Genomic DNA, 19,844 nt, shown 5'->3' on the forward strand with positions numbered 1-19,844 from the left:
GGGACCCACCGACTGCGAGGCACCGCTCAGGACCCCTTCGGTAGGTCGGCGGCGGCGGGGGCGCGCTCCGTCCGTGCTCCGTGGGACGCGCCTCCCCGGAGTGAGCCGCTGCCCGGGAGGCACGTCCTCGCGCGCGTGCCCGACGACGCACTCCCGGGCGGTCCGCTCAGTACGTGGGCAGCGTCCTCGGTCCGAGGTCGTCGCGCGCCGGCGGGGGTGCGAGGCGGACGGAGGCGCCGAGGACGCTCAGCCCGTGCGGGGCGACGACGACCGGCTCCAGGGTGACCGCGACGACCTCGGGGTGGTCGTCGACCAGCCGGGACACGCGCAGCAGCAGTTCCTCGAGGGCGGCGGTGTCGACGGGTGTCGAGCCGCGCCAGCCGAAGAGGAGCGGGGCGGTCCGGATGGACCGGATCAGCGAGGTCGCCTCGCGGTCGGTGACCGGAACCAGCCGGTGCGCCATGTCTCCGAGCAGCTGTGAGGCGGCCCCGGCGAGCCCGAAGGACAGTACGGCTCCGGCCGCCGGGTCGATCACCGCGCGGACTACCGTGTCGACCCCGCGCGGTGCCATCGCCTGGACGACCGGGCGGATCTCCTCCGGCTTGCCGAAGAGCCCGGTCAACTCGGCGTACGAACGGCGCAGTTGCTCCTCGTCGGGTACATCGAGCCGTACGCCGCCCAGGTCGGCGCGGTGCCGCAGGTGCGGGGCGGTGGCCTTGAGGGCGACGGGGTAGCCGAGGGCGGCCGCGGCCCGTGCCGCCTCGTCCGGGGTGGGCGCCGGGATGGACCGGCGGGTGCGGATGCCGTAGCGGCCGAGCAGCTCGCACGTCTCGTCGGTGCCGAGGGTCAGGCCCTGCCCGCGCGCGAGGAGCCCGCCGATCAGTTCGGCGGCGCCCTTCTCGTCGATGTCCTCGTACTCGGGCACCTTGCCGGCGTCGGCCGCCTCGCGCCGCCAATGGGCGTACTTGACGGCCTCCGCGAGCGCGCGGACGGCGCGTTCGGCGGCGGGGTAGGCGGGGATGAGGTGCGTTCCCTCGGGTGCCGCGACGGCGGTGGGCACCGGCTGCGCGCCGTCGGGGACGTCGGTACGCGCGCGTGGGGCCGCTTCGGCGCGCGGTGCGGTGCTCGTCGCGGCGGACAGCGCCATGGCGAGACCGCCGAGTTCCACGTGCACGACGAGCACCGGTTTGGCGGGAGCGGCCGCCGCGGCCGACCGCAGGGCCTCCGCGAGTTCCGCGTCCCCGGGCGACCTCTCCCCGATCGCAGGGATCGCCGTCACGACCACCGCGTCGCACGTCTCGTCGGCCAGCGCCCGGGCCAGCGCCGCGTGGAAGTCCTGGGCCGACGCCTCGGTCGTCAGGTCCAGCGGCGGCAGCGGACGCAGCCCTTCCGAGAGACAGGCGTCGTACGTCAGCAGGCCCAGCGACTCGGAGTTGCCGAGGATCGCCACCCGCGGGCCCGTCGGCAGCGGCTGACGGGCGAGCAGCAGGCCCGCGTCGACCAGTTCGGTGATGGTGTCCACGCGGATCACGCCGGCCTGCCGCAGCAGCGCCGACACCGTCGCGTGGGGCAGCCGGGTCGCCCGCACGGCGTGCCCCTGCGGGGCGGAACCGGCGCCCTGGACGACCACCAGGGGCTTGGCCGCCGCCGTGCGCCGCGCGAGGCGGGTGAACTTGCGCGGGTTGCCGATGGATTCCAGGTACATGAGGGCGACGTCGGTGTCGGGGTCGTCGTACCAGTACTGGAGGACGTCGTTGCCCGAGACGTCCGCGCGGTTGCCGGAGGAGACGAAGGTCGATACGCCGGTGACGCCGGTGACGCCGCCGCCACGCCGGTGGAGGCGGGACAACAGGGCGATGCCGATGGCACCGGACTGGGCGAACAGGCCGATCCGGCCGGGTCTCGGCATCTCCGGAGCCAGGGAGGCGTTCAGCCGCACCTGGGGGGAGGTGTTGATGACTCCGAAGGCATTGGGGCCGATGATCCGCATGCCGTACGCGCGTGCGTGCCGGACGAGTTCGCGCTGGCGCTCCCGCCCCTCGGGGCCGCTCTCGGCGTAGCCGGCGGAGAGGACCACGAGTCCCTGCACGCCGTGCTCGCCGCACTCGGTGACGGCTTCGACGACCTGCTCCGCCGGGACGGCGACGACCGCGAGGTCGACGGGCGCCGCTATGTCGCGCACCGAGCGGTGGGCGGGCACACCGTCCAGTTCCTTCAGGTCCTCGGGGAAGGCCTTGTTCACGGCGTACAGCCGCCCGGTGAAGCCCGCCTCGCGGAGGTTGCCGAGGACGCTCCGGCCGACACCGCCGGGGCTGCGGCCGGTGCCGACGACGGCCACGGAACCGGGTGCCAGCAGCCGCCCCACGGAGTGCGCCTCGGCGCGCTGTTCCCGCGCACGCTGCACGGCGACGGAGCGCTCGGTGGGTTCGAGGCCGAACTCCAGGTGTACGACGCCGTCCTCGAAGCTGCGCTTCTGGGTGTAACCGGCGTCCGTGAACACCTTGATCATCTTGTTGTTGGCGGGGAGCACCTCGGCCGCGAAGCGGCGGATGCCCCGCTCGCGCGCCACGGCCGCGATGTGCTCGAGCAGCGCGGAGGCGACGCCCCTGCCCTGGTGGGCGTCCTGGACGAGGAACGCGACCTCGGCCTCGTCGGCAGGCGCCGAGGCGGCCATGCCGTCGGCACCAATGCGGTCATAGCGTACGGTGGCGATGAACTCGCCGCCGACCGTGGCCGCGAGTCCCACCCGGTCCACAAAGTCGTGGTGCGTGAAGCGGTGGACGTCCTTGTCGGACAGGCGCGGGTAGGGCGCGAAGAAGCGGTAGTACTTCGACTCGTCCGAAACCTGCTCGTAGAAGCTGACCAGGCGCTCGGCGTCATCGACGGTGATGGGGCGGATGCGCGCGGTGCCGCCGTCGCGCAGCACCACGTCGGCCTCCCAGTGGGCGGGGTACTCGTGCCGGTCCGACGCGCTCTGCATGGGGCCCAGAGTACGGCTCGCGTACGACAACGGCGCGAGGCAGTCTGTGGAGGACATTCGTCGGATCGAGGCCGCGATCCGACGACCACGTCGGGAGGGGACACACGACCCCTCCCTCACACGCTTCACGTGTGGAACACTGGTCTAGACAACCTGAACACTGAAGGGCAGCATCACATGGCTGAGCGCCGCGTCAACGTCGGCTGGGCCGAGGGCCTTCACGCCCGCCCCGCTTCCATCTTCGTCCGGGCCGCCACGGCCGCAGGTATCCCGGTGACGATCGCCAAGGCCGACGGCAACCCCGTCAACGCGGCCTCCATGCTGGCCGTTCTCGGCCTGGGCGCCCAGGGCGGCGAGGAGATCGTCCTCGCCTCCGAGGCCGACGGCGCGGACGCCGCCCTCGACCGTCTGGCGAAGCTGGTCGCCGAGGGTCTCGAGGAGCTCCCCGAGACCGTCTGAGCGCGCCGCCCCCTTTGCGCCTGAGCCGCCGCCGCACTCGCGGAGGTGGTTGCGCGCCCTCGGGGGTGCTCAATTGACGGGGGCGGTGTTCGTCGCTCCAAAGGTGCCGTCCCGCTAAACCCCGAAGGGCTCGTCCGAATTATCGGGCGAGCCCTTCGCATTTCCCTTTACGGGCAGCAGAAATAATCCCCCGCGAATTATCCCCTCTTTGTATACGGCCCTCGTGTTAATGCCGCAGACCCGTCATGTTTACGGGAGGTTGCGAAGTCCTCACACGGTCGGCGCGCTCGGGGCCGCCGGAAAAGCGCAGCCGGTGCGCGCCCGTCGCGCGCTCGGTGTGCAGCGCCGTGATCGCCCGCGCACGCTCGCCGTCGCCGCGCGCCACCGCATCCACGATCGCGCCGTGCTCCGCCCAGGACTCCACGGGGTTCGCCGGAGCCTCCACCGCGTACATCCAGGCGATCTTGTGGCGCAGCTGGGTGAGCATCGACGTCAGGGCCTGGCTCCCGGAGGACTGGGCGAGCGTCTCGTGGAACCAGCCCCCCAGAGAGCGCAGATCCTCGCTGTTGCCCCGCCTGGCCCGCTCCTGGCCCAGCCGGACGAGGCCGCGCAGCACCTTCAGATGGGCCTCGGTGCGCCGCTGGGCGGCCCGGGAGGCGCCGAGCGGCTCCAGGAGCATGCGCATCTCCAGCAGGTCCGCGGCCTCCTGCTCGGTCGGCTCCGCGACGCACGCGCCCGCGTGCCGCCGCGTGACGACGAAGCCCTCGGCCTCCAGCGTGCGCAGCGCCTCTCGGACGGGGACGCGGGAAACGCCGTAGCGGCGGGCGAGGAGTTCCTCGGTGAGGCGGCTGCCGCGCTCGTAGACACCCGCGACGATGTCGTCCCGAATGGCCGTGCACACCGAGTGCGCCGGAATACGCATGACGGACCTCCGCCTTAATCCCCGTGAAACGTCGACGATTGACGTGTGTTCCGTGACTCTATTGCAATGGGCGGGGATTTCCGATGGCGGGCCGGAATCCAGGGATATTTTTTGGACAGCAGGGCCTCGAAAACGGCGAAAGCCCCGGCCGGGAGGGCCGGGGCAAGACGATCTGTCGCCGTGGGTCGTCAGACGTTCACGCCGTGCGTGCGGAGGTAGGCGACCGGATCCATGTCCGAGCCGTACTCCGCGGTGGTGCGGGCCTCGAAGTGCAGATGCGGGCCGGTGACGTTGCCGGTGGCGCCGGACAGGCCGATCCGCTCGCCCGGGGTGACCGTCTGGCCCACCGACACCGCGAGGGACGACAGGTGACCGTACTGGGTGTACGTCCCGTCGTGCATCTTGATGACGATCTGGTTGCCGTACGACCCGCCCCAGCCGGCCTCGACCACGGTGCCGGAGCCGACCGCGTGCACGGAGGTACCGCTCGCGGCGTGGAAGTCGATGCCGGTGTGGCTGCCGGAGGACCACAGCGAACTGCTGGCCTGGTAGCCGGTGGAGACGTAGGAACCGGCGATCGGCAGCACGAAGGTGTTGAGGCGCTTGCGCTCGGCCTCGCGGGCGGCACGCACGCGTGCCTCGCGCTCCTCCACGGCCTTCTTGGCGGCGGCCTGCCGGGCGGCCTCCTCGAAGGCCGCGTGCTTCTGCACGGCGACCTGGTCGTCGATCTGCTCGACGACGGACTCGCCGGCGGTGACCACGGGGATCAGCCCGGTCTGCTCGGGGGTGGGCTCGGCGGCGAAGGCCGGGGTGGAGGCGACCGTGGCCATGACACCGGTGGTGGTGAGCGCCGCGATGCCCGCCGCGCGGACGCTGGTGCGCTGCATCCGGCTGGGCCGACGGTGCTTCCCGGTGGCGCAGGTGAACGCCATGAAGTTGGGGGTGTCCTTTCCTTCCCTCTCGCCTACCGGGTTAGCTGACGGGTTCGGAGCAGGAAGGTCTCCTACGGACCCCCTCGCGTTCACGCGCGGGCGTCCGATTCACCCCAGGGACTTCACAAGTGGGTCCCCGGCTCCCCTGGCTCGCGCCGTACGGGGACTCGGCGATGACTGTCCGGTGCCGCGGCTGCGGCGCACTGCCTGACGAACAGCCCGGATGACGCTAAGCGGCGCGGGTTTCAATCCTCAAACGGATCCCGGTTTTTGTAGCGCATCCCACAGGGCAGACGGGCAACCTCCGCCTCAATTCGGACATACGGAGGCCCTGGTGACGCTTTCGTCGACCAGGGCCCCCACACGCGCGTGCCGTTGCCGGGAACTACTCCGCGGACACGACCTTCACCTCGCCGATGCCGAGGGCCTCGACCGGCTCCTTGATCTGGGCCGCGTCACCGACGAGGACGGTCACCAGCCGGTCCACCGGGAAGGCGTTCACGGCCGCCGCGGTGGCCTCCACCGTGCCGGTCGCGGCGAGCTGCTGGTACAGCGTGGCCTGGAAGTCGTCGGGCAGGTGCTGCTCGACCTGGTCCGCCAGCGTGCCGGCGACGGCCGCGGCGGTCTCGAACTTCAGCGGGGCCACACCGACCAGGTTCTGCACGGCGACGTCACGCTCGGCGTCGGTCAGCCCCTCGGCGGCGAGGGTGCGCAGCACCTTCCACAGGTCGTCCAGAGCGGGGCCGGTGTTCGGGGTGTCGACGGAGCCGCTGATGGCGAGCATCGCGGCGCCCGAGCCGTCCGGGGCGGACCGCAGCACCTGCCCGAACGCGCGGACACCGTAGGTGTAGCCCTTCTCCTCGCGCAGGACACGGTCCAGCCGGGAGGTGAGGGTGCCACCGAGGCAGTACGTGCCGAGCACCTGCGCGGGCCACACGCGGTCGTGCCGGTCGGCACCGATCCGGCCGATCAGCAACTGCGTCTGCACGGCGCCCGGACGGTCCACGATGACGACCCGGCCGGCGTCGTCGGCGGTCACCGGCGGCACGGGCCGCGGCTGGGCCGAGGAGCCCGTCCAGGCACCCAGGGTGTCGCCGAGGAGCACCGCCAGGTCGACACCGGTGAGGTCGCCGACGACCACGGCGGTGGCCGTGGCGGGACGGACGTGCTTGTCGTAGAAGGCGCGTACGGCGGCGGAGTCGATCTTCTCGACCGTCTCCGCGGTGCCCTGGCGCGGCCGCGACATCCGCGCGGTGGCCGGGAACAGCTCCTTGGAGAGCTCCTTGGCGGCGCGCCGGGAGGGGTTGGCCAGCTCGTGCGGGATCTCGTCCAGGCGGTTGCGGACGAGGCGCTCGACCTCGCTGTCGGCGAACGCGGGGGCCCTGAGGGCGTCGGCGAGCAGACCGAGGGCCTTGGACAGGCGCGAGGCCGGCACTTCGAGGCTCAGCCGGACACCGGGGTGATCCGCGTGCGCGTCCAGGGTGGCGCCGCAGCGCTCCAGTTCGGCGGCGAACTCCTCGGCGGAGTGCTTGTCGGTGCCCTCGGAGAAGGCCCGCGCCATGATCGTGGCGACGCCGTCGAGGCCGGCCGGTTCGGCGTCCAGGGGCGCGTCGAGGAGGATCTCCACGGCGACGACCTGCTGGCCGGGACGGTGGCAGTGCAGCACGGTCAGGCCGTTGGCCAGCGCGGTGCGCTCGGGCGCCGGGAACGCCCACGGCTTGGCCTCGCCCGCCCTGGGCTGGGGGTGGAAGTCCATCGTGGCGAGCTCGGTCACCGGGCCGCCTCCTCGTTCTCGTCCTGGTCGGCGGGGGCTTCGGCGGCGGTCGGCTCGTAGACGAGCACCGCGCGGTTGTCGGGGCGCAGGCGGGCCTTGGCGATCTCCTGCACCTCCTGCGGCGTCACGTCCAGCACGCGCTGGACTGCGTTGAGGGCGAGCTGCGGGTCGCCGAACAGGACGGCGAACCGGCACAGTTCGTCGGCGCGGCCGGCGACCGTGCCGAGCCGGTCGAGCCACTCGCGCTCCAACTGCGCCTGGGCGCGCTCCATTTCCTCGGCCGTGGGGCCCTCCTCGGCGAACCGGGCGAGCTCCTCGTCGATGGCGGCCTCGATGACGGGCACCTCGACGTCACCGGACGTCTTCACGTCCAGCCAGCCCAGGGAGGGCGCTCCGGCGAGCCGCAGCAGGCCGAAGCCGGCCGCGACGGCCGTACGGTCACGGCGCACCAGCCGGTTGTAGAGGCGGGAGGACTCGCCGCCGCCGAGGACGGTGAGCGCCAGGTCGGCGGCGTCGCACGCACGCGTGCCGTCCTCGGGCAGCCGGTAGGCGGCCATCAGCGCGCGGGCCGGCACCTCCTCCTCGACGATCTCGCGCAGCTGCTCGCCGATGACGTCGGGCAGCCCGCCGTCACGGGGCGCGGGCTTGCCGTCGTGGCCCGGGATCGAGCCGAAGTACTTCTCGACCCAGGCGAGGGTCTGCTCCGGGTCGATGTCACCGACCACGGAAAGGACCGCGTTGTTGGGCGCGTAGTACGTGCGGAAGAACGCGCGTGCGTCCTCCAGGGTCGCCGCGTCCAGGTCGGCCATCGAGCCGATCGGCGTGTGGTGGTACGGGTGGCCGTCCGGGTAGGCGAGAGCGGTCAGCTTCTCGAAGGCCGTGCCGTAGGGGACGTTGTCGTAGCGCTGACGGCGCTCGTTCTTGACGACGTCGCGCTGGTTCTCCATCGACTCGTCGTCCAGCGCGGTGAGCAGCGAGCCCATGCGGTCGGCCTCCAGCCAGAGGGCGAGCTCCAGCTGGTGGGTGGGCATGGTCTCGAAGTAGTTCGTGCGCTCGAAGCTGGTGGTGCCGTTGAGCGAGCCGCCGGCCCCCTGGACCAGCTCGAAGTGTCCGTTGCCCTTGACCTGGCCGGAACCCTGGAACATCAGGTGCTCGAAAAGGTGAGCAAGACCCGTACGCCCCTTGACTTCATGGCGTGAACCGACGTCGTACCAGAGGCACACCGCCGCGACGGGGGTCAGGTGGTCCTCCGAGAGCACCACGCGCAGGCCGTTGGCCAGACGGTGCTCGGTCGCTGTCAGGCCCCCGGAGCCTGCCTGGGCTGTGGCCGTGTGACCCATGGGCATGTACGTCCCTTCCGATCGCGGACGCGGTCGTCGAAACCGCGGTTTTCCTGCCGGTCCTGCCACTGTATGCAAGCGTGCGGACGGTCCGCGAAGTTCCCGGACGACATACGCCGAGAGCGAGATCGCGTAGCCTGCGGGCAGCCGTGGAGGAGATGCCTCTGCGTTCGGGCCGGACGGCCGACGCCGGGTCCTCGCCCGCGCTGTCAGTGCCACGGTCCACAATGGTCCGCGTCAGATCCCGTATCACGCCCCAGCAAGGAGCCGGCAGCGATGGCCCGCCGCAGCACGAAGACCCCGCCGCCCGACGAGTCGTTCGAGGAGCGGATCCTCGACATCGACGTCGTCGACGAGATGCAGGGCTCCTTCCTCGAGTACGCGTACTCGGTCATCTACTCCCGCGCCCTGCCGGACGCCCGTGACGGCCTCAAGCCGGTGCACCGCCGCATCGTCTACCAGATGAACGAGATGGGCCTGCGCCCGGAGCGCGGCTACGTGAAGTGCGCGCGGGTCGTCGGCGAGGTCATGGGCAAGCTGCACCCGCACGGCGACGCGTCGATCTACGACGCCCTGGTGCGCATGGCCCAGCCCTTCTCCATGCGGGTGCCGCTGATCGACGGCCACGGCAACTTCGGCTCGCTGGGCAACGACGACCCGCCGGCCGCCATGCGGTACACCGAGTGCCGCCAGGCCCAGGCGACGAGCCTGATGACGGAGTCGATCGACGAGGACACGGTCGACTTCTCGCCCAACTACGACGGCCAGGAGCAGGAGCCGGTGGCACTGCCCGCCGCCTTCCCGAACCTGCTGGTCAACGGCGCGTCCGGGATCGCGGTCGGCATGGCCACCAACATGCCGCCGCACAACCTGGGCGAGGTCATCGCGGCCGCCCGCCATCTGATCCGCTATCCCGGCGCGGATCTGGACGCCCTGATGAAGTACGTTCCGGGCCCCGACCTGCCGACCGGCGGCCGGATCGTCGGCCTCTCCGGCATCCGCGACGCCTACGAGAACGGCCGCGGCACGTTCAAGATCCGCGCCACGGTGTCGGTGGAGACCGTCACGGCCCGCCGCAAGGGCCTGGTCATCACCGAACTGCCCTTCACCGTCGGACCCGAGAAGGTCATCGCCAAGATCAAGGACCTGGTCGGCTCGAAGAAGATCCAGGGCATCGCCGATGTCAAGGACCTCACCGACCGCGCGCACGGTCTGCGCCTGGTCATCGAGATCAAGAACGGCTTCGTGCCGGAGGCCGTCCTGGAGCAGCTGTACAAGCTGACCCCGATGGAGGAGTCCTTCGGCATCAACAACGTGGCGCTGGTCGACGGCCAGCCGCTCACGCTGGGCCTCAAGGAGCTCCTGGAGGTCTACCTCGACCACCGCTTCACCGTGGTGCGCCGCCGCAGCGAGTTCCGCCGCAGCAAGCGCCGCGACCGGCTGCACCTGGTGGAGGGCCTGCTGACGGCGCTCGTCGACATCGACGAGGTCATCCGGCTGATCCGCTCCAGCGACAACAGCGCGGAGGCGAAGCAGCGCCTGATGGAGCGCTTCTCGCTGTCGGAGATCCAGACCCAGTACATCCTGGACACCCCGCTGCGCCGGCTCACCAAGTACGACCGCATCGAGCTGGAGGCGGAGAAGGAGAAGCTCAACGAGGAGATCGCCGAGCTGACCCGGATCCTGGACTCGGACGCGGAGCTGCGCAAGCTGGTCTCGGCCGAACTGGCCTCGGTGGCCAAGAAGTTCGGCACCGAGCGCCGTACGGTCCTGCTGGAGTCGTCGGGTACCACGGCCACCGCCGTGCCCCTCCAGGTCGCGGACGACCCGTGCCGTGTCCTGTTGTCCTCCACCGGCCTGCTGGCCCGCACGGCGAACGGCGAGCCCTTCACGGAGAACGCCGAGGACGCCGAGGACGGGGACGGCAAGCGCACCAAGCACGATGTGATCATCTCGGCGGTGTCGGCCACCGCGCGCGGGGAGATCGGCGCCGTCACCTCCTCGGGCCGCCTGCTGCGGATCAACGTCGTCGACCTGCCGCAGCTCCCGGACACGGCCTCCGCGCCGAACCTCTCGGGCGGCGCCCCGCTGGCGGAGTTCGTCTCCCTGGAGGGCGATGAGACGGTGATCTGTCTGACCACGCTCGACGAGTCGTCCCCGGGGCTGGCCATCGGCACGGAACAGGGTGTCGTCAAGCGGGTCGTGCCCGACTACCCGACCAACAAGGACGAGCTGGAGGTCATCACCCTGCGGGACGGCGACCGGATCGTCGGTGCCGTCGAACTGCGTACCGGCGAGGAGGACCTGGTCTTCATCGCCGACGACGCCCAGTTGCTGCGCTATCAGGCCTCGCAGGTGCGTCCGCAGGGCCGCGCGGCGGGCGGCATGGCGGGCATCAAGCTCACCGAGGGCGCGAAGGTCATCTCCTTCACGGCCGTGGACCCCGCGGTGGACGCGGTGGTCTTCACGATCGCGGGCTCGCGCGGGACCCTGGACGACTCCGTCCAGACGACCGCCAAGCTCACCCCGTTCGACCAGTACCCGCGCAAGGGACGTGCCACGGGCGGTGTGCGCTGCCAGCGGTTCCTGAAGGGCGAGGACTGCCTGTCCCTGGCCTGGGCCGGTCCCGTCCCTGCCAAGGCGGCGCAGAAGAACGGCCTGCCGGCCGAGTTGCCGGAGATGGACCCGCGCCGTGACGGCTCGGGCGTGTCGCTGACGAAGACGGTCTCGGTGGTGGCCGGGCCGGTCTAGGCCTCGGCCTCCTGGAAGGCCTCGTCGTCGGGGGCCTGAACGTAGCGCAGGACGCCCCACATGCCGTGCTCGTCGGCGTGTGGGGCGTCGTCCTTGCACGCCTCGAGTTCCTTGCCGAGGGCGGCGGCGTCGATGCCGGATCCGATGAGGACGAGCTGGGTCAGGCGGGCGTCGGCGGCCGGCCAGGGCTCCGGGTAGAAGCGGAGAAAGCGCCCGACGGCGTGCACGGCGTACCGGTTGGCCGGGTCGTGCGGACCGAGGTCGACATACCCCTTGATGCGGTACAGCCCCTCGGGCCTGCTGTCGAGGAACTCCATCAACCGGCGGGGGCCGAGGGGTACTTCGGAGGTGAAGGAGAGGCTGTCGTAGGAGCTGTGGAGGTGGTCGGCGCGCTCGTCCCCGGAGTGGTCGTGCAGGTCGTCGAAGGAGAGCTGCCCGACACGCTCCTCGCCCGGCCGGCAGTCGAAGAGGAACTCGGGGTCGACACGGCCGTAGGTGGCGGGGACGACGGCGGCCCGGTCGGTGAGGGAGCGCACGAGCCCGAGGACCCGGTCGGCGTCGGGCGCACGGTCGAGCTTGTTCACCACGACGAGGTCGGCGAGGGCGAGGTGCCGGTCGATCCCGGGATGCTTCGTCCGGGTCTCGTCGAACTCGGCGGCGTCGACGACTTCGACGAGCCCGCCGTAGACGATGCCGGGGTGCTCACTGGCCAGCACCATCCGCACGAGTTCCTCGGGCTCGGCGAGACCGCTGGCCTCGATGACGATGACATCGATGCCGGCGGCCGGATCGGCGAGCCGTTCGAGATACACGTCGAGTTCGCCCGCGTCGACGGCGCAGCACAGACAGCCGTTGCCGAGGGAGACGGTGGAGTCGCCGAGCGCACCGGCCACGGCCATGGCGTCGATCTCGATGGCGCCGAAGTCGTTGACGATCGCCCCGATGCGGCTGCCGCCGCTGCGGTGCAGGAGATGGTTGAGCAGGGTCGTCTTGCCGGAACCGAGGAATCCGGCGAGTACGACGACCGGGATCTGCTGCGGACTGCGGCTCTGCGACACGTGCGACCTTTCCGAAACCTACGCGTGCACCGGCGCGCGGCCCGGGCGCGCGTACGAGGATTGAATGCCGCCCCAGGATACGAGCCGTGGGAATGACCGCGAAGTGAACGATTGTTAGCAGCACCCGCGGGGCAGACCCTGGGCAAGGCGCCCGGGCGTGCGACCCTCGCTTCCCTCCGTGCGCCTCCCCTCCGCCTCCCCCGCCGATCAGAGCCGCTCGGCACTCTGGGAGACGGCAAGCGCCGCCCACCGCTCGCCGGTCCCCGTCACGTCCACCCGCACCCCGACGACCGGCGCACGGCCGCCCGATCGGGGGTTTTTGACATGGCCACACAGAGGTTTGGGGTCCGCGGACTCGGTGCAGTCGCCGCGGCGGCGGCCGGCATGGCCGCGGGCGCCCTCGTCACCATGGCGGCACAACGCCATGCGCTGGAGACACTGCGGGTACGGCTGGAACATCTGGAACGGACCGCCCACTCCCAGCAGCACACCAATCTGGCCAACCAGCAGCGCCTGCACTGGGAATTGCTGAGCAAAGCCATCGACGACCCCGAACTGGCGGAAGTGCTGGACCTCTTCGAAGCGCCCGTTTCCACCAAGCAGCGGCGCCAGTACCTCTACGCCAACGCTCTCTACACGAACGCGCTGTTTTACTACCGGATAGGCAACATCTCCCGCGAGGAGTTCTTCGGGTACATTCGAGGCATTCTTCAGAACCCTGTGGTACGGGAGTACTGGTACGCGACAAGACACCAGCGGGCGACCATTGCCGATGGTTCGGACGAAGCAGAACTCGGCCGTATGGTGGACGAACTCCTGACGCAACTCGAGGAGTCGGACGCCGACGAATGGTGGGTGGTGGGCGAGCCGCCGAACTCGTGAACTTCCACCGCCCGTCGGCGCACTCCGGCAGCCGAGGGCTCACACTCCGGGGCTCGCACCCCCTCCTGCGGAATCACACCCTCGGCCCATTACGAAAAGGTCAAGTCGGGAGTTAGGTGGGGCGTCAGGGAGTTGACTCGCGCTTGATCGCGTAGAGGACCCCACCAGACCGTCGCCTACGCCGCCGGATGACGAGCGACCCCACAGGGCCCGTCTTGCACCGCGCAGTCGTCGTGCGCAAACCAACGGACCCAAGGAAGCAACAGTGAGTCAGATCATCCGTCGGATCGGTGCATCTCCGCGCGCTCGGGGAAGCGTGAGCGGAGCCAATTGCCCCGATATTTTCGAACTTGCCGATGGTAATTTCGCCGTTATCGGCACGGATGCCACGGATTCACTGGACCCGGATCTCCCGTCCGATGCCTCACGCGGTGACCACGAGAGAATTGTCGTCATCACCCGCGAGACCCTGATTCGCGCGAAGGCTGATATTCCGGACCTTTAGGCTCTTTCGAGAGTTCGAGAGGATGGCCCGGCCGGCCCGCCCGCGATGCCGGGCCTTCCTCGCGTACGGGTGCCCTCGGGGCGCGTTTCAGGCCACCGCGGGCACCTCGACCGGCGCCCCCGGGCCCACATACCGCGCGACCGGACGGATGATCTTCGAGTCCTCCGCCTGCTCCAGGATGTTGGCGCTCCAGCCCACCACCCGTGCCGCCGCGAACGTCGGGGTGAACATCTCGCGGGGCAGTCCGCAGAGCTCCATGACCACGCCTGCGTAGAACTCCACGTTCGTGTGCAGCTCCCGGCCGGGCTTCAGCTCGGCGAGGATCGCCTCGACGCGCCGCTCCACCTCCACGGCGAACTCGACGCGCGGGCCTCCGAATCGCCGGGCGATCTCGCGGAGCATGCGCGAACGCGGGTCCTCCGTGCGGTAGACGGCGTGACCGAAGCCCATGATGCGCTCGCCGACGAGGACCCGCTCCCTGATCCAGGGATCGATGCGATCGGGAGTGCCGATCGCGTCCAGAGTGTCCAGGGCCCGGCTGGGCGCGCCACCGTGCAGCGGCCCCGACAGGGCGCCCACCGCCCCCACGAGGCACGCCGCCACATCCGCGCCGGTCGAGGCGATGACCCTGGCCGTGAAGGTTGATGCGTTGAAGCCGTGATCAATGGTGGAGATCAAGTATTGCTCGACGGCCCGGGCCCGCTCCGGATCGGGCTCGACTCCGGTCAACATGTAGAGGTAGTTCGCCGCGTACGGCAGGTCCTCGCGCGGCTCGACGGGAGCGAGGCCGTGCCCCAGCCGGTACAGCGCGGTGAGCAGCGTGGGTACGGCCGCGGCCGCGATGATCGTGTCCTCCCGGCGCCGGTCCACGTCGACGTCGTACACGGGCCGGAAGCCTTTCGCCGCGCCCAGCAGAGACAGGGCCGTCCGCATCCCGGCCAGCGGGTTCGCATCCGCACCGGCCGCTGCCGCAAGGGCGGGCAGGGCGGCGGCCACCCCCTCGGGGAGGCCCCGCAGCGCCGCGGTCTCGGCGGCGAAGGCGGCGCTCCGTCGCCCGTCCGGCAGTTCGCCGTGGACCAGGAGGTGCCAGACGTCCTCGAAGCGACGGGTGCGCGCGAGGTCCACGGCCGAGTACTGGCGGTAGTGGTAGAAGCCCTCACGGCCTCGGACGTCGCCGACCTCCGTCTCGGCGACGACGACACCCGCGAGCCCTCGCGGCACGTCCATGGTTGAGGCTGATGACAGGTTGACGGACATGTTTCCTCCCTGAACTTGATTCGACTGTCCATGCTTGACTCGAACTCTGTCAATATTGATTGAATCAATACATGTGTCTTGTGGATACGGTGACCCATATGCGCGCTCACGAACCCGGACCAGGCCCCCTCGAACGACGGCTGAGCACCAAGGAGGCCGCCGAGCTGCTCGGCGTGAAACCCGAGACCGTGTACGCGTACGTCAGTCGTGGCCAGCTGAGCAGCCGGCGCACGCCCGGGGGCCGCGGCAGCACCTTCGACGCCAAGGAGGTCGAGGCGCTCGCGCGGCGCAACAAGCGGGAGAGCAGCGGGAGTCCGGGCTCCGGGGCGGAACTGTCCGTACGTACGCGCGTCACCTTGATCGACCAGGACCGCTACTACTTCCGGGGCGTCGACGCGGTCGAACTGGCCTCCCGGTACTCCTACGAAGAGGTCGCGGAGTGGCTGTGGACCGGTCGGCTGCGGCCCGGCGTCACCTTCGCCGCGCCCGAGGCATCCGTCGAGGCCGCCCGACGCGTCGTCGAGGCGCTGCCCGAACACACCGGGCCCACCGACCGGTTGCGGGTCGCCGCCGTCGCAGCCGCGGCCGCGGACCCGCTGCGGTTCGACCTGTCCGAGGACGCCGTGCTCGGCACCGCCCGCATCCTGATCCCCACCCTCGTCGCCGCCCTGCCCCCGAAGCTGCCCACGCACCGTGACGAAGGCCCGCTCGCCCTGCGCCTGTGGTGCCGACTCAGCGGACGGCCCGCCGAGAAGGCGCAGCTGCGCGTCCTCGACACGGCGCTCGGTCTGCTCGTCGACCACGACCTGGCCGCCTCGACGCTCGCGGTGCGCGTCGCCGCCTCGGCCCGTGCGCACGCCTACGCGGCCGTCTCCGCCGGGCTCGGAGTGCTCGAGGGGCCGCTGCACGGCGCGGCCGGGGGCCTGGCCCACCGCATGCTGCTCGAGGTGCTGGACATCGGCAGTGCAGCCCCGGTGATCGCCGAGGAGCTGCGCGCGGGCCGCCGCATTCCGGGTCTCGGTCACCGGCTCTACCCCGGCGAGGACCCCCGCGCGCGTGCCCTGTTCGCGCTCTTGGAGGAGATTCCCGCTGCCGGGCCGGCCCTCGCCGCGGCCCGGGACATCGTGGCCACGACCGCGCGCCACGCACCGCTGCACGCCAACGTGGACCTGGCGCTCGCCGTCCTCACCGCGTCCTGCGGAATGGAGTCCTCGGCCAGCGAGACGATCTTCGCCGTCGCCCGTACGGCGGGCTGGATCGCCCACGCCCTGGAGGAGTACGGCGAGCGTCCCCTGCGGATGCGTCCGAGCGGACACTACGTGGGGCCGAAACCGCCCCAGCCGCTGCCGGAGTAGGAAAACGCGGAAGCCGTCGTGAGCGGGCCCGCGTCACCGTTCCGGGCGCCACGCCACTCGGGCGGTCGGCACCACTGCGACCAGGGGCGACGCCCGGGCGGGCCAGGCTGCCCCGTCCCTCGGCCGCACGCGCACGCGTACCCGCACGGCCGAGCAGATGCACCGTCCGGAAGTCGCGCTCCGGGAAGTCAGGTTAGGCTCACCTCTGTGAGTACGTGCGCAACCGTCTCGCGGGATCTCGACGAGCCCATTTCCGGAACCGCGGCCACGGCAACGACCTGGCTCCTCCTGGAACAGCCCGGCCCCTGGGGTGCCAAAGCGCTGGTGTCGAGCCACCTGGACCCGGCCCTGGGCCGCGCCCTGGATGCCGCCGCGCGGAACACGGGCGTACGCGTCGCGCTCATCCGCCGCCCCGGGCGCCACGCGGATTTCGGCGCAGCGCCCCTGCGCCAGGTGTACGCGGCCCACACCGTCCCCGGAAGTGTGTGGCTGCGCAGCGCCACCACCCACGATCCGCGGCAGCTGCTGGACCTCGACTTCGCCGCGCTCGGCAGGGGCGACCACCGCACCTTCGACACCGCGCTGCGGGGAGGGCCCCACACGGGCGACCCGCTCGCCCTCGTCTGCACCAACGGCAAGCGTGACCGCTGCTGCGCGCTCCTCGGCCGTCCGCTGGCCGCCGAGCTCGCCGCCTCGGGGGTGCGGGGCGCCTGGGAGGTCACCCATCTGGGGGGTCATCGCTTCTCCCCCACCCTGCTCGTCCTGCCGTACGGGTACGCGTACGGCCGCGCCGAGGCCCATGCCGTCAAGGAGGTCCTGCACGGCGTCCAGGACGGCCGGATCGTCGTGGACGGGTGCCGCGGGTGTTCGGCCTGGGAGCGGCCCGGCCAGGCGGCGGAACTGGCGGTGCGCTCGGCGACCGGAGAGGACGCGGCGCAGGCGCTCAGCGTCGTCCGGACCACGGGCGGCGCGCCGCGCTGGGAGGTGACCGTCGCGCACCGGGACGGACGCCACTGGCAGGTCGTCGTCGACCAGGGCGCCTCACTGCCGGCCCGGCCGGAGAGCTGCGGCGCCTCGGTCCTCGGTTCACCTGCACGGATGGACGTGGTGGCGGTACACGAGCTGGCCGGAACGGCCCTGGTGGGCTGACACGCCTCCGGACGTCGTGCGGCCGCACCCGGCGCGGGCGCGAAGGAATCGTTTCCTCTTGAGTCGGTCAAGAGATCCACACCACCCAGCCCTACGGCTGCGCCGGTCCACCCACGTACCGTCTTGGGTATGAGCCCCACTCCCCCCGCCCGCCGCCTGCGCCTCGGAATGCCCCGGCGCATGTTCTCGCAGGTCCTGCTCATGCAGCTGACGATCGCCGCGGGAGTCGTGGTGCTCGCGACCGGGCTGTTCCTCGCTCCGCTCAGCGATCAGCTGGACGACCAGGCGATGCGCCGTGCCCTCGCCATCGCGCAGACGACCGCGGCTGTGCCGCAGATCGCCGAGGACCTCCGGAGCACGCAGCCGTCGGTCGACGGACCGGTGCAACGTGAGGCCGAGCGGATCCGCAAGGCCAGCGGCGCGGAGTACGTCGTGGTGATGGACCTGAACGGCACCCGCTGGTCGCACGCCGACCCCAAGCAGGTCGGTGGCCATGTGTCGACGGACCCGAGCCAGGCCCTGGCGGGCAAGGACGTCATGGAGATCGACAGCGGCACCCTGGGCCGCTCGGCCCGCGGCAAGGTGCCCCTGCGCGACGGCGACGACAAGATCATCGGCGCGGTCTCGGTCGGTATCGAGTACGACAGCGTGCGCGCCCGCCTGATCCATGCGATCCCCGGACTGTTCGCCTACGCGGGCGGAGCCCTCGCCGTGGGCGCGCTGGCCGCCTGGCTGATCTCCCGGCGGGTCCAGCGACAGACCCGCGACCTGGCCTTCTCGGACATCTCGGCGCTGCTCGCCGAGCGTGAGGCGATGCTGCACGGCATCCGGGAAGGCGTCGTCGCCCTGGACCGCGCCGGCCGCGTCCGGCTGCTCAACGACGAGGCCCAGCGCCTCCTCGGTATCGGGGAGGAGGAGGTGGGCGCTTCGCCCGACGAAGCGCTCGGCGAAGGACGTACGGCCGATGTCCTGGCGGGCCGGGTGACCGGTACGGACCTGATCGCCGTCCGCGGGCAGCGCGTCCTGGTCGTCAACCGCATGCCCACCGACGACGGCGGCGCCGTGGCCACCCTGCGCGACCGCACCGAGCTGGAGCAGCTCGGGCGCGAACTCGACTCGACGCACGGCCTCATCGACGCGCTGCGCGCCCAGGACCACGAGCACGCCAACCGCATGCACACGCTGCTGGGGCTGCTCGAACTGGAGATGTACGACGACGCGGTGGACTTCGTCGGGGAGGTGGTCGGCGATCACCGGGCGACCGCGGAGCAGGTGACCGAGAAGATCGAGGACCCGCTGCTCGCCGCCCTGCTGGTCGGCAAGGCGACCGTCGCGGCCGAGCGCGGTGTCGCCCTGTGGGTCTCCGACCGCACGCGGCTGCCCGACAGCCTGATCGACCCGCGCGGGCTGGTCACGGTCGTGGGCAACCTCGTGGACAACGCGCTCGACGCAGTCGCGGGCAAGCCGCACGCGCGCGTGGAGGTCGAACTGCGCACGGAGGGCCGTACCGCGGTCCTGCGGGTGCGCGACACCGGCCCCGGTATCCCGGCCGAGCAGCGCGAGTTGATCTTCACCGAGGGCTGGTCCACGAAGAAGCCCCCGGCGCACGGCAAGCGTGGGATCGGGCTCTCCCTGGTGCGCAGGCTCGCCGAGCGGCAGGGCGGCCACGCCTGTGTGGACGAAGCGGACGGTGGGGGCGCCGAGTTCACCGTCGTCCTGCCCGAGGCACTCACGGAGCCCGATCTGCAACCCGCGCTGGCGGCACCGGCGAAGAGCACTGCCGAGGAGGAGTCGCGATGATCGAGGTCCTGGTCGTGGACGACGACACCCGGGTCGCCCAGGTCAACTCCGCCTACGTCGGGAAGGTCCCGGGCTTCCACGTCGCCGGCGAGGCCCACAGCGCGGCCGACGCGCTCCGTCAGCTGGAGCTGCTGCCCCGTCTGGACCTCGTCCTGCTGGACCACTACCTGCCCGACGAGACGGGCCTCGAGGTCGTCCAGGAGATGCGCCGGCGCGGCCATCAGACCGACGTGATCATGGTGACCGCCGCGCGGGACGTCACGACGGTGCAGGCGGCCATGCGCCAGGGTGCCCTTCAGTACCTGGTGAAGCCGTTCGCCTTCGCGGGTCTGCGCGCCAAGCTGGAGGCGTACGCCGAGCTGCGCCGGACGCTCGACGGCGGCGGGGAGGCCGAACAGGCCGACGTCGACCGCATCTTCGGCGCGCTGTCGGCCTCCTCGGAGCCCGGTCTGCCCAAGGGTCACTCCCCCACCACCGCCGAACTCGTACGCCAGTCCCTGATGAACGCCGAAGGGCCCCTGTCGGCCCAGGAGATCGCCGACCGGACCGGGGTGAGCCGCCAGACCGCCCAGCGCTACCTGAAGCTCCTGGAGCGCACGGGGCGGGCCCGGCTGACCCTGAAGTACGGCGACGCGGGCCGCCCGGAACACCGTTACGTGTGGGCGACCCGCGCCTGAAGG

At 71.3% G+C, this 19,844-nt stretch carries 15 protein-coding genes and 1 riboswitch; of the genes, 8 read left to right on the forward strand and 7 right to left on the reverse strand.

The features are described 5' to 3' along the window. Positions 1–166: 166 nt before the first annotated feature. Positions 167–2,980, reverse strand: a complete 2,814-nt coding sequence (locus OHU34_RS11265) for a GNAT family N-acetyltransferase (protein ID WP_405766139.1) — start codon at positions 2,978–2,980, stop codon at positions 167–169. 177 nt (positions 2,981–3,157) lie between these two features. On the opposite strand from OHU34_RS11265, the gene OHU34_RS11270 reads away from it, so the two are divergent. After that, on the forward strand, positions 3,158–3,439 hold the full coding sequence (locus OHU34_RS11270; protein WP_020125117.1) for an HPr family phosphocarrier protein: 282 nt from the start codon (positions 3,158–3,160) through the stop codon (positions 3,437–3,439). Between the two features lie 226 nt (positions 3,440–3,665). Here the strand turns inward: OHU34_RS11270 and OHU34_RS11275 are convergent, their stop codons facing one another. The 4 genes from OHU34_RS11275 to OHU34_RS11290 all read right to left on the reverse strand — a co-directional run bounded on the left by OHU34_RS11275 (position 3,666) and on the right by OHU34_RS11290 (position 8,413). Further along, positions 3,666–4,361: a GntR family transcriptional regulator gene (locus OHU34_RS11275; protein ID WP_054243641.1), complete on the reverse strand. Its 696-nt coding sequence runs from the start codon at positions 4,359–4,361 to the stop codon at positions 3,666–3,668. 188 nt (positions 4,362–4,549) lie between these two features. Further along, positions 4,550–5,293: a M23 family metallopeptidase gene (locus OHU34_RS11280; RefSeq protein WP_142266546.1), complete on the reverse strand. Its 744-nt coding sequence runs from the start codon at positions 5,291–5,293 to the stop codon at positions 4,550–4,552. A 14-nt stretch (positions 5,294–5,307) separates the two neighbouring features. After that, positions 5,308–5,476, reverse strand: a riboswitch (cyclic di-AMP (ydaO/yuaA leader). A gap of 202 nt (positions 5,477–5,678) precedes the next feature. Further along, complete coding sequence (locus OHU34_RS11285; protein ID WP_142266545.1) at positions 5,679–7,067, reverse strand: pitrilysin family protein; 1,389 nt, start codon at positions 7,065–7,067, stop codon at positions 5,679–5,681. Then, positions 7,064–8,413: a pitrilysin family protein gene (locus OHU34_RS11290; protein ID WP_142266544.1), complete on the reverse strand. Its 1,350-nt coding sequence runs from the start codon at positions 8,411–8,413 to the stop codon at positions 7,064–7,066. The genes OHU34_RS11285 and OHU34_RS11290 overlap by 4 nt, the downstream gene beginning before the upstream one ends. 270 nt (positions 8,414–8,683) lie before the next feature. Between OHU34_RS11290 and OHU34_RS11295 the strand changes: the two genes are divergently transcribed. Next, positions 8,684–11,158 carry a DNA topoisomerase (ATP-hydrolyzing) subunit A gene (locus tag OHU34_RS11295; protein WP_020125112.1) on the forward strand — a complete coding sequence of 825 codons (2,475 nt, stop codon included), beginning with the start codon at positions 8,684–8,686 and terminating at the stop codon, positions 11,156–11,158. On the opposite strand, the gene OHU34_RS11300 is transcribed toward OHU34_RS11295, so the two are convergent. Then, entirely contained in the window at positions 11,155–12,216 is a 1,062-nt protein-coding gene (locus OHU34_RS11300) for a GTP-binding protein (protein WP_142266542.1), read from the reverse strand. The two genes, OHU34_RS11295 and OHU34_RS11300, sit on opposite strands and share 4 nt — an antisense overlap. A 324-nt stretch (positions 12,217–12,540) precedes the next feature. Here OHU34_RS11300 and OHU34_RS11305 point away from each other — a divergent pair, with 324 nt between their 5' ends. Continuing rightward, a complete protein-coding gene (locus tag OHU34_RS11305; protein ID WP_142266541.1) occupies positions 12,541–13,098 on the forward strand; it encodes a DUF6082 family protein in 558 nt (185 codons plus the stop codon). Between the two features lie 265 nt (positions 13,099–13,363). Continuing rightward, complete coding sequence (locus tag OHU34_RS11310) at positions 13,364–13,603, forward strand: hypothetical protein (protein WP_230194432.1); 240 nt, start codon at positions 13,364–13,366, stop codon at positions 13,601–13,603. An 87-nt stretch (positions 13,604–13,690) separates the two neighbouring features. Here OHU34_RS11310 and OHU34_RS11315 read toward each other — a convergent pair whose 3' ends face one another. After that, complete coding sequence (locus tag OHU34_RS11315; RefSeq protein ID WP_405766145.1) at positions 13,691–14,860, reverse strand: citrate synthase/methylcitrate synthase; 1,170 nt, start codon at positions 14,858–14,860, stop codon at positions 13,691–13,693. 98 nt (positions 14,861–14,958) lie between these two features. Here OHU34_RS11315 and OHU34_RS11320 point away from each other — a divergent pair, with 98 nt between their 5' ends. The 4 genes from OHU34_RS11320 (at position 14,959) to OHU34_RS11335 (ending at position 19,841) form a co-directional block, all read left to right on the forward strand. Continuing rightward, positions 14,959–16,215, forward strand: a complete 1,257-nt coding sequence (locus OHU34_RS11320) for a citrate/2-methylcitrate synthase (RefSeq protein WP_230194434.1) — start codon at positions 14,959–14,961, stop codon at positions 16,213–16,215. A gap of 207 nt (positions 16,216–16,422) precedes the next feature. After that, positions 16,423–17,364, forward strand: a complete 942-nt coding sequence (locus tag OHU34_RS11325) for a sucrase ferredoxin (RefSeq protein ID WP_142266538.1) — start codon at positions 16,423–16,425, stop codon at positions 17,362–17,364. Positions 17,365–17,493: 129 nt separating this feature from the next. After that, positions 17,494–19,164, forward strand: coding sequence for an ATP-binding protein (locus OHU34_RS11330; RefSeq protein ID WP_405766149.1), 1,671 nt, complete (start codon positions 17,494–17,496; stop codon positions 19,162–19,164). Further along, positions 19,161–19,841 (forward strand): response regulator, encoded by a 681-nt coding sequence (locus OHU34_RS11335; RefSeq protein ID WP_267021145.1) that lies wholly within the window; start codon positions 19,161–19,163, stop codon positions 19,839–19,841. Before OHU34_RS11330 ends, OHU34_RS11335 begins: the two co-directional genes overlap by 4 nt. The last annotated feature ends 3 nt before the right edge of the window (positions 19,842–19,844 follow it).

It is taken from the genome of Streptomyces sp. NBC_00080 (assembly GCF_045041255.1).
Lineage (GTDB): Bacteria > Actinomycetota > Actinomycetes > Streptomycetales > Streptomycetaceae > Streptomyces > Streptomyces coriariae.